The 14,258-nt window shown below is 71.6% G+C and carries 12 protein-coding genes; 5 read left to right on the top strand and 7 right to left on the bottom strand.

Annotation, left to right across the window (positions count from 1 at the left end; translation table 11 throughout):
* Positions 1-23: 23 nt before the first annotated feature.
* From IE318_RS34070 to IE318_RS34055, 4 genes are all read right to left on the bottom strand, one after another.
* Complete coding sequence (locus IE318_RS34070; protein ID WP_189906614.1) at positions 24-2,939, bottom strand: Z1 domain-containing protein; 2,916 nt, start codon at positions 2,937-2,939, stop codon at positions 24-26.
* Between the two features lie 119 nt (positions 2,940-3,058).
* The gene (locus tag IE318_RS34065) at positions 3,059-4,636 is read right to left on the bottom strand and encodes an ATP-binding protein (RefSeq protein WP_189906612.1); all 1,578 of its coding nucleotides are present in this window, start codon (positions 4,634-4,636) and stop codon (positions 3,059-3,061) included.
* Between the two features lie 179 nt (positions 4,637-4,815).
* Positions 4,816-5,847: an SEC-C domain-containing protein gene (locus IE318_RS34060; RefSeq protein ID WP_189906571.1), complete on the bottom strand. Its 1,032-nt coding sequence runs from the start codon at positions 5,845-5,847 to the stop codon at positions 4,816-4,818.
* A 131-nt stretch (positions 5,848-5,978) separates the two neighbouring features.
* Positions 5,979-7,397 carry an MFS transporter gene (locus IE318_RS34055; protein ID WP_189906569.1) on the bottom strand — a complete coding sequence of 473 codons (1,419 nt, stop codon included), beginning with the start codon at positions 7,395-7,397 and terminating at the stop codon, positions 5,979-5,981.
* Positions 7,398-7,570: 173 nt separating this feature from the next.
* Between IE318_RS34055 and IE318_RS34050 the strand changes: the two genes are divergently transcribed.
* The 4 genes from IE318_RS34050 to IE318_RS34035 all read left to right on the top strand — a co-directional run bounded on the left by IE318_RS34050 (position 7,571) and on the right by IE318_RS34035 (position 10,282).
* Positions 7,571-8,098: a winged helix-turn-helix transcriptional regulator gene (locus IE318_RS34050; RefSeq protein ID WP_189906567.1), complete on the top strand. Its 528-nt coding sequence runs from the start codon at positions 7,571-7,573 to the stop codon at positions 8,096-8,098.
* 32 nt (positions 8,099-8,130) lie between these two features.
* A complete protein-coding gene (locus IE318_RS34045) occupies positions 8,131-8,439 on the top strand; it encodes a DUF6412 domain-containing protein (protein ID WP_189906565.1) in 309 nt (102 codons plus the stop codon).
* Between the two features lie 114 nt (positions 8,440-8,553).
* On the top strand, positions 8,554-9,267 hold the full coding sequence (locus tag IE318_RS34040) for a YidC/Oxa1 family membrane protein insertase (RefSeq protein ID WP_030167452.1): 714 nt from the start codon (positions 8,554-8,556) through the stop codon (positions 9,265-9,267).
* A gap of 157 nt (positions 9,268-9,424) precedes the next feature.
* A complete protein-coding gene (locus IE318_RS34035; RefSeq protein ID WP_189906563.1) occupies positions 9,425-10,282 on the top strand; it encodes a fumarylacetoacetate hydrolase family protein in 858 nt (285 codons plus the stop codon).
* Here IE318_RS34035 and IE318_RS34030 read toward each other — a convergent pair.
* From IE318_RS34030 to IE318_RS34020, 3 genes are all read right to left on the bottom strand, one after another.
* Complete coding sequence (locus IE318_RS34030; protein ID WP_189906561.1) at positions 10,279-11,178, bottom strand: LLM class F420-dependent oxidoreductase; 900 nt, start codon at positions 11,176-11,178, stop codon at positions 10,279-10,281. The two genes, IE318_RS34035 and IE318_RS34030, sit on opposite strands and share 4 nt — an antisense overlap.
* A gap of 112 nt (positions 11,179-11,290) precedes the next feature.
* Positions 11,291-11,770, bottom strand: a complete 480-nt coding sequence (locus IE318_RS34025; protein ID WP_030167460.1) for a heme-degrading domain-containing protein — start codon at positions 11,768-11,770, stop codon at positions 11,291-11,293.
* Positions 11,767-12,846 carry a Gfo/Idh/MocA family oxidoreductase gene (locus IE318_RS34020; protein WP_189906559.1) on the bottom strand — a complete coding sequence of 360 codons (1,080 nt, stop codon included), beginning with the start codon at positions 12,844-12,846 and terminating at the stop codon, positions 11,767-11,769. Before IE318_RS34020 ends, IE318_RS34025 begins: the two co-directional genes overlap by 4 nt.
* A 56-nt stretch (positions 12,847-12,902) precedes the next feature.
* Here IE318_RS34020 and IE318_RS34015 point away from each other — a divergent pair, with 56 nt between their 5' ends.
* Positions 12,903-14,063, top strand: a complete 1,161-nt coding sequence (locus tag IE318_RS34015) for an ROK family transcriptional regulator (RefSeq protein ID WP_189906558.1) — start codon at positions 12,903-12,905, stop codon at positions 14,061-14,063.
* The last annotated feature ends 195 nt before the right edge of the window (positions 14,064-14,258 follow it).

The following is a 14,258-nucleotide window of genomic DNA, read 5'->3' as shown; positions in this document are numbered from 1 at the left end:
GTTACGTGCAGACCCGCCGCGCCTCAGAACGCCTTGACGATCACCGCGTCCGGACGAGTGGAGTCCTTTGTCCGGAAGCGCACCAGCTGCTGTTTCGTGTCGATGGCTGCCTTGGGCGGAATCACGGTGAACGCCATGGTGACCCGGTCAGCCGAGGCAGCACCTGTCGCGGCAACGGCCTTCACCTCATCGTCCTGAGCGGCCTCTACGACGGGGTACAGGAGGACTACACCTTGAGCCGCTCCGAGTACCGGGGAGCTGTCCCCCGGGGAGGCCGAGTCGGGCTGGTTGACCAGCTGCTGTGCGTACAAACGGTGTTCCAGGCCAGAGATACGGCCGAAGGACAGCTTGCCGGACTGGCGGCTTCGGCGGAAAAGGGAGAAGGGGCCCTGATCCACCACAGTGGCTTCGATCCGGTTGCGCTGTGTGCGCTGCGGAGCAATGACCAGCCAATCGTCGACCTTGGCCAGGCGGCCGTCGAGCTGGGACAGGTAGGCCAGGTGCGGGGCGAGTACGTTGCCGTCCTCCCACTCCAGTGAGCTGAGGACGGAAAGGAGCTGGGCGTGCGAGATCACCGTGGTCGCTGCCTGGAAGCTACGGGACAGCGGTGAAGTGTCATCCGGCAGCAGCAGGCACGTCGTCGATGTCCCGCTGAGTGCCGCGAGAACGGGTTTCCAGCGCTCGGTGTTCCGTGCCGTCATCTTGGAGTCCACCGGGTATGCAGCCGGTTCGATCGGCGTACCGGGCGACCGGACCTCCACCAGCTCCGCGTTGAACATCTTGTTCCGGGCCGACGGCTTCACCCACGGCAGGTGCTGGGCCACCAGTGGCGGGATCTGTGCGGGGGTGACCTGGGGGCGGCCGTCCACCAAGGGCGCGTAGCGGGCCAGTTCGGCGCGGAAGAGCTCCTCGTCGCGGCAGATCGCCTCGAAGGCCTCGTACAGGTCGACGGTCTTTGCGTTGCGGCCGCGGCCGAGGGTTTCCTCGCGGCCGATGTAGAGACGTACGAGGTCGCGATAGCCGGGGCGGAAGCCGAACCAGCGGCCCATCTGCATCAGCGTGTCCGCTTGCTGCGTCGTGCGGCGGTAGTACGTGATCGTCAGGCCCTCGACCGTGAAGCCACGGGACAGCTTGGTGCCGCCGACCAGGATCTTCCAGACGTTCGGGGTGCGGTCGAAGTCCAGGTCCGGCTGGGCGTAGTCGCGCTCGTTCTCGCCGTTGACGACCATGACCGGGCCGCCGCCCTGGTTGATCAGGCGGCGGGCCCCGGAGACGTACGGCTTGAGGTCCGCGTAGGTCGCGGGAGTGGGCAGGGAGCCGTCCGCGTGGGCGTGGAAGTCCTTGTCGAAGAGGGATGCCAGGCGGGCGTGGCCTTCCGGGCCGGTGTAGGCGGCGTTGTGCCACATCGTCTCGATGCGCTCGGCGAGTACGGCGTGCTCGGCCATGCGGACCGATTCGTGCACGAGCATCGTGTGGTGGCGGAACGGGCCCGAGGCAACGCCGTGGTTCTCGCGGTAGAGCTTCAGGGCGCCGGTGAGCACAAAGGCGTCCAGGGCCTCCTGGAGGCGGTCGCCCGTGGAGTAGTAGATGCCTCGGACGTGCTTCTTCTCGGCTTCGCCCTCGCCGCCGTCGATGGTGTCCAGGTCGTGGAAGTCCTGAACGCCCATGTAGCCGGTGGGGCGGGGCAGCGAGATCAGGAAATCGCGGGGGAACAGGTCCTCTTCGTCACCCGGGTCGATGAACACGTTGGCGAAGGGGGTCGCCGTGTAGCCGACGTACTGGGCGCGGGGCAGGAGCTTGAGGAGCTTGCTGATCTGGCCGTTGATCGCGGTGCGGGTGACCTTCCCGTCCTCCCACTTCTTCGGGTCGGTCGTGTTCACGGAGGCCTGGTCCGACTCGTCGTCGATGATCAGGGCCGGTATCTCGCCGAGGATCGGACCTATCTTCTTGAGGTCGGTGACCAGCTTTTCCAGCACCGACTTGTTCTTCTTCACGACCATGACGCGGGCGCGGGCCGCGTGCAGGTTCGCCGGCTCGTACAGGGGCCGGGTGCGGTCCGGCTTCTCGAACTCCAGGGCGCTGATGCCGCGTTCCAGCGCCATGTAGTCACGGTCGCGAGAGGTCAGACGCTCGATGTCGAAGGCACCGAGCAGGGAGGGGCGGGCGCCGAAGGAGACGAACTTCGCGGGCCAGTCCTCGTCGTCCTGGTAGTCGATGCCGACCAGGGCGTCCGGGTCGTTCGGGTCGGCGGCGCCCAGGATGTTCTCCTGGCCGATCAGCTCCATGTCGAGCCGGCGCTGGGTCTGGCCGCGCAGCAGGTTCAGGGTGCCGCCCAGAACGATGACCAGGCGGTAGCCTGCGTCAATGGCCTTGGCGGTGACGCCGGTGAAGTTGGCGGTCTTGCCGGACTGCACGTAGCCGACGACGAGTCCGCGGGCGCCGTACGGGGTGTCGCGCGTGGGATCGGCAAGCCGCTCGACGACCGCGTGGGCGGCCTCGTCCAGGCTGGAGACCGCCGCGTCACTCCAGCCCTTGCGACGCAGCAGCCGTTCGTACGACGTCCAGTAGAAGGAGCGGTTCGCGGCCTGCTCCCGGGTGTACCAGGGCTCGAACTCGCGGCTGATGGTGACGGGTCCCGCTTCTTCGTGCACGGGGACTGCCGCGTCGAGCGCCTTGCGCAGGTCCGCGCCGAACGCGAGCTTGTCGTAGATCTCGGCGCGCCGCTCCGCGGTGCGGGGCGCGGTGGTGGCCGACCACGTCGGGGACTGCTCGAAGTCCCATGCCGTGAGCTTGCGGCGCCAGAGGGTGAGCAGCTCGTCGCCGGGATCCGCGGCCAGCAGACGGTCGCGGAAACGGGCCATGTCCGCGTCCGCCGGATCGTCGGCGTCGGCAAGTACGAAGGCGAGCTTGGCGAAGTGCCTGGGGCCACGCCTGCTCATCGCGTCGAGGACCTCGCCGTGCAGGTCAGCAAGGTGGTCGGGAGCGGATGTGTTCTCGGCGGTCACGGTGGCTGGGCGGCCTTTCTGGAGATACGGGCGGGCGCGGGCGAGAGGCGTGACTAACCCTCTGCGCGGGCGAGTTCGGCACGCACCGCGGTGACGAGGACGCTGTTCCACAGGGCGACCTTGTCGGTCTGGTTGGCCCAGACGCGTTCCTTCTGGAAGATCTCGTTGAGCATCAGATAGAGAAGACTCTTGAGGACCGGTGCGTCGTTGGAACCCCCGCGTCGGTCACGGTTGAAGGCGTTCCGGTAGTCCTTGTTGAGGACGACCCGGCGTTCCTTGTGGTCGATCGTGAAGAGCAGTTCGGCGGAGTCGACGCCGGGTGGCACGTCGAGCCTGGCCCAGGTAAAGGTGATGGGGTCGGCGCCCTCCAGCTGCGGCAGTTCGTCCCGCAGCGTCCGCTTCAGCTTCGGGTCGATGCCCTTGCCGGGCGGGATGACGGCCGCGCGTTTGACCTCCGTACGCCGCTTGGCGGCCTCGCGGTAGGTCACCTCGGCCTCGCGGACGTACTCGGCGAAGGTGTGGCCGCTCTGGGCCGCCGCCTTCTCAAGGCCCCGGGCGAACGCCGGGGTGACCTGGACTCCGTCCTTCTTGACGGTCAGGGCGAACACGTCATTGGGCTCGGGCGGCAGATCGACGGCGATGCGGGCCAGGGCGAGGTGGCCCTCCGGACTCCGGGTGTCGTTCCAGCCGCCGGCCTGGACGAGCCGGTCGTTGCGGTAGAGATAGAAGCCTTGCCGCTCGGCGAGCGGCCCGATGCCGCGGTAGGCGACGAGGGGTGACTTGGGCGGCCATATATGGGCGGTGAGCTCGACGTCGCCGACGCCCTCGACAGGCGCGGTGTACGCGCGGGGATAGCCGGGGCGGCCCGGAATCCGGTAGCCGAACGGGTCGATGGGTTCCACGCCGCGGTGGTCCAGCTCCTCCCGGGTGTGGACGTCCTCGACGACGATGTCGATGTGGAAGCCGTCGCGGGCGAGGAAGCGGTGGAGATGCAGTCCGAGGTGGGTCTCGAGCCGTTCGATCGCGTCGTCGAGATAGCGGTCGGTCTGGCCGACGGTGATGGTCTCGAACGTCCGGACCTGGTCCCAGCGCACGATCGTCCCGTGCCAGCCGATGATCCCGTCGTAGCGGTCGACCAGGTTCTGGCAGTACGTCGCATCGACGATGTCGCAGGTGAAGTCGGCCTGGGCGCGGGCGGTGAGCCAGCGGCGGCCGGCCGACGGACTGCGCTTGGTGCGGCTGATCACGGTGAGCGCATCGGCGTGCGAGAGGGAAGCGGCCTTCAGACCGGCCCCGAAGTGCCCGAGGGCGCCGACGGCGTATTCCTGACGGCCGCCCACGGTCATCGCCGTGTCCAGGCCCGTCTCGTCCATGCCATGGCCGTCGTCGATGACGAGCAAGCCCACGAGCCGGTCCCGTCCACCCCGCTCACCGGTGTCCCGCAGGAAGCTGACGACGACGTTGCGCGCTCCTGCGTCGATCGAGTTGTCGATCAGGTCGGCGATGGCCGCCTCGAAGCCGTAGCCCTGATGCGCGAGCGATTCGAACGACCTGGCCGCCGGGGGGAGCCGCTTGCTTCCGGTGGTGGGTACGTCGAACTGCCAGTCAGAAGACGGCTCGTAGGGCGGCATACGGGTGTTCCTCGCGGGCCGGGGCATGCCCAGGTGTGTACGGACATGCCAGTGCAACTGGTTCGCATGTGACGTTAGCGTGAGCGTGACGTGAAGGAGTAACCGGATAGGAACAAATACGTCCGTAGCTCCTGGATGCGTTCCCGGGGCGATGCAGGAGGCCCGCCCGACCCGCGGCCTCAGGCCTGCTGAACCCCGTGGCACGTCTCGTACGGCCGTTCCGAGCCGCACCAGCACTCCGCCTCCCTCTGCGGCGGCCAGGCCACCGCTCGGCCCCTGGCCGCGAGAGTCGTCGCGTACTGGGGCAGGAGGGTCGTGTCCGCCGGTGATGAGCCCTCGGAGGCGGCGAAGGCCTCGTAGGAGGGGAGGGTGCCGGAGACGATGCCGAGATTCTGGGTGCCGGAGGCGGCCAGTTCCCGCAGGGACGCTTCTATGGTCGCCAGGTGGGTCTCGTGGGAGGGGTACTCCGTGGTGAGGTCCGGGTAGGCCGTGAGCAGTTCCTGGAGTTCCTGGGTCGGCCAGTGGAGGACCGCGACCGGGAAGGGGCGGGAGAGGGCCTCCCGGTAGGTGCCGAGTTCGGCGCGGAGGCGTACCAGTTCGGCCTGGAGTTCCGCCGGGTTGTCGGAGCCGAGGGACCAGACGCGTTTGGGGTCGTGGAGTTCGTCCAGGGAGACCGGGGCGGTGTGCAGGGTGTCGGCCAGGGTGTCCCAGGTGTCGTGGGCCGCGCCCAGCATGCGGCGGACCCGGTGGCGGCCGAAGAGGAGGGGGTGCGTGGCGTACGGAGGTTCCGGGACGTCCCTGAGCAGCAGGTCCACCGCCTCCGTGAACGTCTTGTGCGCCGACTCCAGCTCGTCGTGGGACTCCAGGGACTCGGCGATGATCACCCAGGGGGCCGGGTCCCGGGGCGCCGTCGTGCGGATGCCCTCGATGATCGCCCTCGCCTCCGCCTCGTGGTCGTACTCCCAGAGGTTGGAGGCCTTCAGGGCGCGGACCAGGTGGGGGTTCTCCAGGCCGTCGCCGGAGGAGATCAGACGGTCGTAGAGAGCCGTCGCGGCGGGGCGGTCGCCGGACAGTTCCAGGTGTGCCGCGGCCCGGAGCAGCAGGGCCTCGGCGTCCTCGGGGTACAGGCCGGCGGTCCGCTCCAGGCGGGCCGCTTCGGCGGCGTGGTCGACGGTGTCGGCGTTGTCGGCGGGCGGCGTGTCGGGGCGCATGGTGGACACCGTACTGCCGGGCGGTGACAAAGGTGAGGCACCTGCCGGCCGGGATCGTGTGCCCTGGCCGCTCACCGTCCCCGCGCTGCCGTCACCGTCCCCGCGCTGCCGTCATCGTCAGGGCGCCGGCGTCACCGTCCCCGCGCCGCCGCCACCGTCAGCGCGCCCGCCGCGGCCAGTCCCACCGACACCAGCATCGCCAGGTTCGCGCCGCGCGCCGGGCTCGCCGCCGACGTGGCGATCGCGATGGTCAGGGCGACGCCCGCGCAGGAGCCGATGTAGCGGAAGGTCTGCTGGGCGCCCGAGCCCATCGCCGCCCGCTGCGCCGGTACGGACTCCACCGCGACCAGCGGCAGGGCCGCGTTCAGCAGTCCGCTGCCCACGCCGCCCACCAGCAGCCCGGGGAGCAGGCGTACCCAGGAACCGGAGCCGATCGCGCCCAGCATCGTCAGGACGCCGGCCGCGTGCAGGGCGAAGCCGAGGGCCAGTTGCGTGCGGGGGGAGAGCCGGCCGGCCAGGTGCCTCGCCAGGAGCGCGACGGCGAAGCTCAGGCCCGACCAGAGCAGGAACAGCCAGGCCGTGGCCATGGGGGACAGGTGGAGGGTCTGCTGCAACAGGGCCGGCAGGAAGCTGAACAGGCCGATCACCGCCAGGCCGGTGAACAGGCCGCCCGCCGAGGACGCCAGGAAGGGCGGGTGGCGCAGCAGGGACAGGTCGATCATCGGGGTGGCCGTACGGCGCTCCACCGCCACGAACACCCCGACCAGCAGCACCGCCGCCGCGAGCAGGAGGCCCACCGAGGGGCGGAGCCAGCCGTCCCGGCCCAGGGTCAGGGCCGCCACCAGGGCGACCAGGGCCAGGCCGAAGGCCAGCGCGCCGGCTACGTCCGGGCGGCCGGGCCTCGGGGCGCGCGACTCGGAGAGGGCGCGTGCGCCGAGCGCCGTCACCACCAGCGCCGCCGCGCCCAGGATGCCGTATCCGATCCGCCAGTTCGGCAGGGCGCCCGAGACCAGGGGGCCGACCGCGATGCCGCCGCTCACGAAGGCGCCCCAGACGCCGGTCGCGTGGAGCCGGCCGCGCGGGGACGGGAAGGCGTGGACGATGAGGCCCAGGCTGCTGGCCAGCAGCGCGGCGCTCGCCGCGCCCTGGGCGATACGGGCCAGCGTGAACTGCCAGGTCGAGGTCGAGAAGGCGCCCAGGACCGTGGTCAGGCCCAGGGCCAGCGTGCCGGCGAGGAAGACGCGGCGGCGGCCGTGGTCGTCGGCCAGGCTGCCGGCCACCAGGAGGAGTGCCGCCAGGCCCAGCGGGGTGCCGTTGAGCAGCCAGGCCTGCGCCGAGAGGGAGGTGTGCAGGGCGGTCGCGGTGTCGGGGAGCGTGACCATCGGCGCCGTGTACGTCATCAGGGTCACGGCGGTGGCGGCGCTGGTCACGGCGAGGGTGGCCCGCGGGCGTGGGGGCGAGGCCCGGCGTTCTTCGCGGAGGGCCTCCTTGCCGAGTGCGGTTGCGGTTGTGGTGGCGTTTGCCGTGGCGGGGGAGTCGAGGCCGGTCATGACCTGGTCCTTCCGGACGGGGCGGGGATCCACGGTTTCCGTGTGCCGGATCCGTTGGTTCAGCCTTGGGCTTCCATGTTGGTTCAGTGATTGAACTCAGTGCCTGCGGTCACCGTAGCATCCTCAGTTCGTTCACTGAACCAAGATGTCGAAAAGTGGCTACAGTGGGTCCCATGGCACTGGGCAAGGACTACGCGACGCAGGAGTGCTCGATCGCCCGCGCGCTGGAGATCGTCGGGGAGCGCTGGACGCTGCTCGTCGTCCGCGACGCGCTCTACGGCATACGGCGCTACAACGACTTCCTGGTCCACCTCGGCGCCCCCCGCGCCGTCCTCGCCGCCCGGCTCCAGACACTGACCTCCGAGGGCATCCTCGAGAAGCGGCGGTACCAGGAGTCGCCGCCCCGCGACGAGTACGTCGTCACCGAGCGCGGGATCGCCCTGTGGCCCGCCCTGCGGGCGCTCGGCCTGTGGGGGCGCGAGCACTTCGGCGAGGAGCAGCTGCGCTTCTTCCGGCACGCCGACTGCGGTACCGAACTCGGGTCGTACGGCGAGTGCCCCGCCTGCGGAACCGTCGTGCCCGTCCGGGACGTCATCATGGTGCCGGGACCCGGACTCGATCCCCACCCGGCGGATCCGGTCAGCCGGGCGCTGCTGCGGCCGAAGAGGCTGTTGCAGCCGCTCCAGATCGATCCTGCGTGAGAACGGCTGGGACGCGAGGAAGGGAGTCGACCGTGATCCGTCACCGGGTCGGCGCGCGACTCGCTCCCGTGCTGCTGTCCCTGCTGGTCCTGGTCCTCCAGCTCTCGCTGCTCGACTCCGGCAGCAGCCTCTCCGTCACCGTCGCGGCCGGGGCGGCGCTCGTCGCCTGCGCCCTGCTCGCGGCGCGCTCCGTGCCGGTCGTGCCGCCCACCCGGGTGCGCACGGCCATCCGCGACCGGGCGCGCCGTACGGCCTTCCTGCCGCAGCGCGATCCCGACGCCGCGGGCCGGCGACGGCCCCGGGCACCCGGATGCGCCCTCCCGACGACCGTCGTCGCGTAGGGCGCACCTCTTCTCTCCCCTTTTCGGCCCTGCGCGGGTCCGGTCGTCATGCCGCCATGTCATCGACCCCGGCACGACGAGAGACCCCCGGAGGGCTCACCCATGTCCGCACTGCTGTCCGTTTTCGCGAGCCTGGTCGAGCGGCTCGCCGACCTGCTCCAGCCGCTGTTCCACGCCTCGGCGGCCGCCGCCGCGATCGTCCTGTTCACCGCGCTCGTACGACTCCTCGTCCTCCCCCTCTCCCGCGCCGCCGCGCGCGGGCAGCGGGCCCGGGCGGCGCTCCAGCCGAGGGTCGCCGAGCTGCGGAAGAAGTACCGGAAGGATCCCGAGAGGCTGCAGAAGGCGGTGCTCGAACTGCACACCGAGGAGAAGGTGTCACCGCTGTCCGGCTGCCTGCCCAGCCTGCTCCAGCTGCCCGCCTTCTTCCTGCTCTACCGCCTCTTCTCCAGCTCGACGATCGGCGGCGAGGACAACGGACTGCTCGGCCACCGGCTGCTGGCCGCCCCGCTCGGCGGGCGGTGGGCGGACGTCCTGGCGGACGGCCAGGTCTTCGGGGTGTCCGGGTTCGTGTACGTCGCGCTGTTCGCCGTCGTCGCCGCCGTCGCCACCCTCAACTTCCTGCGCGCGAAGCGGAGCATGGCCGAGAGCGGCGGGGTCGGCCTCGGTGGCGGGGAGCAGGTTCCCGGGCTCGGTGCGGTGAGCAGGGCCATGCCGTTCATGTCCTACTTCACGCTCGTCACCGTGGCGGTGGTGCCGCTGGCCGCCGCGCTGTATGTGGTGACCAGTACGGCGTGGAGCGCCGTCGAGCGGGCGGTGCTCTACCGGTGACCCTGTGCGTGGACCTGGCTACGGTCCAGTACGTGAACGGGGTATTGCGGACTGGATGCCGACCTTGGAGGATCGACCAGTCGTCCGACGGCTGCGTCCGCCGCACCCAGGTCGCGTCGCTCGGCCGGGCTGACCGCGATCGAGGGAGATGGGGAACATGAAGCTGCTGCGAGTCGGTACGGCGGGGGCGGAGCGGCCCGCGCTGCTGGACGCCGAGGGCACCCTGCGTGACCTGTCGGGAATCGTGCCGGAGATCGACGGCGCGCTGCTCGCCGACGGCGCGGCGCTCGGCCGGATCCGGGCCGCCACCGAGGCCGGGGAGCTGCCCGCGCTGGACGCGACCGGGCTGCGGATCGGGCCGCCGCTCGCGCGGATCGGCAAGGTCGTGTGCATCGGGCTGAACTACCACGACCACGCCCGTGAGACCGGTGCCGAGCCGCCCGCCGAGCCGGTGATCTTCTTCAAGGCGGCCGACACGGTGGTCGGGCCGAACGACACCGTGCTCGTGCCGCGCGGCTCCACCAAGACCGACTGGGAGGTGGAGCTGGCGATCGTCATCGGCCGTACGGCCCGCTACCTGGAGTCGCGGGAGGAGGCGCTCGCGCATGTCGCCGGGTACGCCGTGTCGCACGACGTGTCCGAACGCGAGTTCCAGATCGAGCGGGGCGGCACCTGGGACAAGGGCAAGAACTGCGAGACGTTCAACCCGTTCGGGCCGTGGCTGGTGACGGCCGACGAGGTGCCCGACCCGCAGAACCTCTCCCTCAAGCTGTGGGTCAACGGGGAGCTGAAGCAGGACGGCACGACCGCCGAGCAGATCTTCCCGGTCGCGGAAGTCGTGCGCTACGTCAGCCACTTCATGACGCTCTACCCGGGCGACGTCATCAACACCGGCACCCCGGCCGGCGTGGCCCTCGGTCAGCCTGACCCCAAGCCGTTTCTGCGCTCCGGGGACGTGGTCGAGCTGGAGATCGAGGGCCTGGGACGCCAGCGCCAGGAACTCAAGGATGCCTAGCCGTTCAACAGATCGGCCAGCCTGCGCCACTGCTCCCGCGGGAGTTCGTCGCGGTCGCCCGTGCCGGTGACGATCTGGAGGGCCATGTGGTCCGCGCCCGCCGCCCGGAACTCCTCGACACGGGTGCGGATCCGGCTCTCGTCGCCCCAGGCGAACACCGCGTCGACCAGGCGGTCGCTGCCGCCGTGCAGCACGTCGTCCTCGGTGAAGCCCAGGCGCAGGAAGTTGTTGGTGTAGTTCGGCAGTTCCAGGTACATCGCGAGGTAGTCGCGGGAGGTCTCGCGGGCGCGGTCCGGGTCCTCGTCCAGGACGACCTTCAACTCAGGGGCCAGCAGCGGGCCCTCGCCCAGGATCTCCCGGGCCTGCGCGGTGTGCTCCGGGGTGACCAGGTAGGGGACCGCGCCCGCCGCCCGGTCCCGGGCCAGCCGTAGTGTCCTGGGGCCGAGCGCGGCCAGCACCCGGCGTCCGGCGGGCACCCCGGCGGCGTCCAGGTCGTCCAGATAGGAGACCAGCGCCGAGTACGGGCGCCGGTACTGCTCCGTGGCCCTGGCGTGGCTCACCCCCAGACCCAGGAGGAACCGGCCCGGGTGGGACGCCTCCAGCTCGGTGAAGCCGGCCGCGCTCGCCTCGGCGTCGTGCTGCCAGATGCTCTGGATGCTGGTGCCGACGACGAGCCTCGACGTCGCCTCGAGCAGCGGGGCGGCGTTGCCCGGCGCGCTGCTGCCGCCGAGCCATGCGGCGCCGTAGCCGAGTTCCTCCAGTTCGGCGGCGGCCTCGGCGATCTCGCCGCGCCGGGTCGGGTCCTCCGAGCGCAGGCCGATGCTCCAGACGCCGTACCGTCCGACCTTCTCCTTCAGCGCGGCCGTTTCCTTCAGTGGGGCTGTCGTGTCGCTCATCGGTTCCGATCCCTCCGGGCGGGGTGCGGTGATCATCTCGCGTACACGCACCCCAACCCGTGGGGCCTCGCCGGTAATCCCCCGAGGGGACTACGGCTCGGCGCCAACCGCCCTACCGGTCGAGGAAAGCCTCCAGCGCCTCCACCACCAGCCGGTGGTCCTGCAACTGCGGCAGGCCCGACACCGTGACCGCGCCGATCACGCCGACGCCCTCGACGTTGATCGGGAAGGAGCCGCCGTGGGCCGCGTAGGTGTCGGGGTCCAGGCGGGAGGAGTCCTCGAAGGTCGTGCCCTTGGCCCGGAAGCGTGCGCCGACCAGGTAGGAGGCGGAGCCGTAGCGCTCCACCACCCGGCGCTTGCGGGCGATCCAGGCGTCGTTGTCGGGGGTGGAGCCGGGCAGGGCCGCGTGGAAGAGCTGCTGGCCGGCGCGGTGGATGTCGATGGCCACCGGCGCCTGCCGCTCCCGCGCCAGCTCCACCAGCAGCGAGCCCAGCACCCAGGCGTCCTCGTGGCTGAACCGGCTGAAGACCAGGCGGCGTTCCTGCGCCTGAAGCTCCTCGATGGTGGGGGTGGTTTCCGGGTTCGTGGTCACAGCTGCACCGCCACTCCGTCGCGGGCCGAGCGGCGGGCCGCCTCCAGGACGTCGAGCGCGGCGGCGGCCTCACGGGCCGTCACCGGGTTCGGGGCGCCCTCGCGGAGGGCGGCGGCCACGGCGGCGTAGTACGCCGGGTAGTCGCCGGGCAGGGTCGGTACGGCCCGGCCGCCGCCGGTCACCGGGGACTCCCCGGCACCCACACGGCCCCACAGGGACTCGTCCTCCCGGCCCCAGCCCTCGGGACCCGGGCGCGCCCCCGCCCGCAGCGCGTCCTCCTGGGGGTCCAGCCCGTACTTGACGTAGCCCGCCTGGGAGCCCAGCACCCGGAAGCGCGGGCCGAGTTGGGCGGTCGTGGCGGAGACGTACAGATGGGAGCGGACGCCGTTCGCGTGGGTGAGCGCGATGAACGTGTCGTCGTCGGTCTCGGCGCCCGCGCGGCGGATCACCGACTCGGCGTACACCTGGGTGACCGGGCCGAAGAGGACCAGGGCCTGGTCGACGACGTGGCTGCCGAGGTCGTAGAGCAGGCCCCCGATCTCCGCCGGGTCGCCGGACTCGCGCCAGCCGCCCTTGGGCTTGGGCCGCCAGCGCTCGAAGCGCGACTCGAACCGCCATACGTCGCCCAGCTCGCCGTCGGCGATCAGCCGGCGCAGCGTCAGGAAGTCGTTGTCCCAGCGGCGGTTCTGGAAGACGGACAGGAGCAGTCCGCGCTCCTCGGCGAGGACCGCGAGCTCGCGCGCCTCGGCCGCCGTGCCCGCGACCGGCTTGTCCACGACCACCGGCAGTCCGGCCTTCAGCGCGGCCGTGGCGAGCGGGACGTGCGTCTTGTTCGGGGAGGCGATGACGACCAGGTCGAGTTCGCCGGCGCGGGCGAACAGCTCGTCCGGGCCGGCCACGGTCCGCACGCCCGGGTGCTCGGCGCGGGCCTGCTCCTGCCGCTCCGGGTTCGAGGTGACGACCGTGTCGAGGACCAGGCCGTCGGTGGTGGCGATCAGCGGGGCGTGGAAGACGGAGCCCGCGAGGCCGTAGCCGATGAGGCCCACGCGGAGGGGGGTGCCTGTCGTACCTGTCATGGCTCCCACTTTCGCAACGCTGTTGCCAAAGTGCAAGCGGCGGAGAGAATGGGGCTGTGAGCGGTACGAACGGCAGGGCGGGCGGAGACGGCGGAATCGGCGGAGTGGGTGGCATCGGCGGCATCAGGAACGACGCGGCGGGCGTGAACCTGCTGGGTGTGCGCAGCCACAACACCGCGCTGGTGCTCGATCTGCTGCGCACGGCCGGTGAGCGGGGCATCAGCCGGCTCGAACTGGCCGAGCGCACCGGGCTCACCCCGCAGGCCGTCAGCAAGATCACCGCCCGGCTGCGGGAGGAGGGACTGGCCGCGGAGGCCGGGCGGCGCGCCTCCACGGGGGGCAAGCCGCGCACGGTGCTGCGGCTGGTGCCGGACGCCGGGCATGCCGTGGGCGTGCACCTGGACCGCGACGAACTGCGGGTGGTCCTCGTCGACCTCACCGGTGCCGTCGTCGGGCAGCGGCGTGCGCCGCTCGATCTCGGCGCGGGGGCCGAGTCGGTGCTGGACGCCGTGGAGCGGTCGGTGCGGCCGCCGGCCGGGTCGGTTCCGGCGGGCTCGGTGCTCGGGGTGGGCGCCGCGCTGCCCGGGCCGCTCGACCATGCGCGGGGGGTACTGCACCGGGTGACCGGTTTCCCGGAGTGGGACGGCTTTCCGCTGCGGGACGCGCTCGCCGCGCGCCTGGGGCTGCCGGTCGTCGTCGACAAGGACACCAACGCCGCCGCACTGGGGCTCGCCGTCGCCGGGGAGGGCGGCTCGTTCGCCTACCTCCATCTCGGTACGGGGCTCGGGGCCGGGCTGGTGATCGGCGGGAGCGTGCACCGGGGGGCGCGGACCGGGGCAGGGGAGTTCGGTCACCAGGTGATCCAGCTGGACGGGCCGCTGTGCGAGTGCGGTGAGCGGGGGTGTGTCGAGGCGCTGTGCCTGGCGGCCGTGGAGCGGGGGGACGTCGAGGAGGCGGCGCGGGTGCTGGGGGCGGGGGCGGCGAATCTGGTGGGGCTGCTGGACATCGATCGGGTGCTGCTGGGCGGGCGTACGGTCGCGGCGGCGACGGAGGTGTTCGTGTCGGGGGTGGGCGCGGGGGTCGCTGCGCGGGCTCGGCGGGGTGGGAGTTCTGCTTGCGGGGTGCCGGTTCGGGTGGCGCCGGGTGGGGAGTGGGGGGTCGCGGTGGGGGCGGCGCAGTTGCTGTTGGCGCCGTTGTTCGGGCGGGGGGAGGGGTGAGCGCACCCCCTGGGCGCCCCCAGGGGGTGGTTGCTGTGGGTGGGGGCGCCTGCCCCGCGTGGGGGTGCCGCTGCGCCCACCCGTGCCGCCATGGGGGTACCTCCCAGGCGTCGAGCACTGGGGGAGGCACGACTGCCCGCAGCTGGGTAGCTGGGTAACTGGGCTGGTCGGGCGGAAATGTGCGGCTGTTCGAGG

The organism is Streptomyces spiralis, from assembly GCF_014654675.1.
Lineage (GTDB): Bacteria > Actinomycetota > Actinomycetes > Streptomycetales > Streptomycetaceae > Streptomyces > Streptomyces spiralis.
This window is presented reverse-complemented; position numbering and strand designations above follow the sequence as displayed.

Bases quoted from the DNA above. Each gene is read 5' to 3' on its own strand.
- IE318_RS34050 (WP_189906567.1), top strand. From the start codon at position 7,571: ATGGCACTGGGCAAGGACTACGCGACGCAGGAGTGCTCGATCGCCCGC.
- IE318_RS34070 (WP_189906614.1), bottom strand. From the start codon at position 2,939: ATGAGCAGGCGTGGCCCCAGGCACTTCGCCAAGCTCGCCTTCGTACTT.
- IE318_RS34065 (WP_189906612.1), bottom strand. From the start codon at position 4,636: ATGCCGCCCTACGAGCCGTCTTCTGACTGGCAGTTCGACGTACCCACC.
- IE318_RS34060 (WP_189906571.1), bottom strand. From the start codon at position 5,847: ATGCGCCCCGACACGCCGCCCGCCGACAACGCCGACACCGTCGACCAC.
- IE318_RS34020 (WP_189906559.1), bottom strand. From the start codon at position 12,846: ATGACAGGTACGACAGGCACCCCCCTCCGCGTGGGCCTCATCGGCTAC.
- IE318_RS34055 (WP_189906569.1), bottom strand. From the start codon at position 7,397: ATGACCGGCCTCGACTCCCCCGCCACGGCAAACGCCACCACAACCGCA.
- IE318_RS34030 (WP_189906561.1), bottom strand. From the start codon at position 11,178: ATGAGCGACACGACAGCCCCACTGAAGGAAACGGCCGCGCTGAAGGAG.
- IE318_RS34035 (WP_189906563.1), top strand. From the start codon at position 9,425: ATGAAGCTGCTGCGAGTCGGTACGGCGGGGGCGGAGCGGCCCGCGCTG.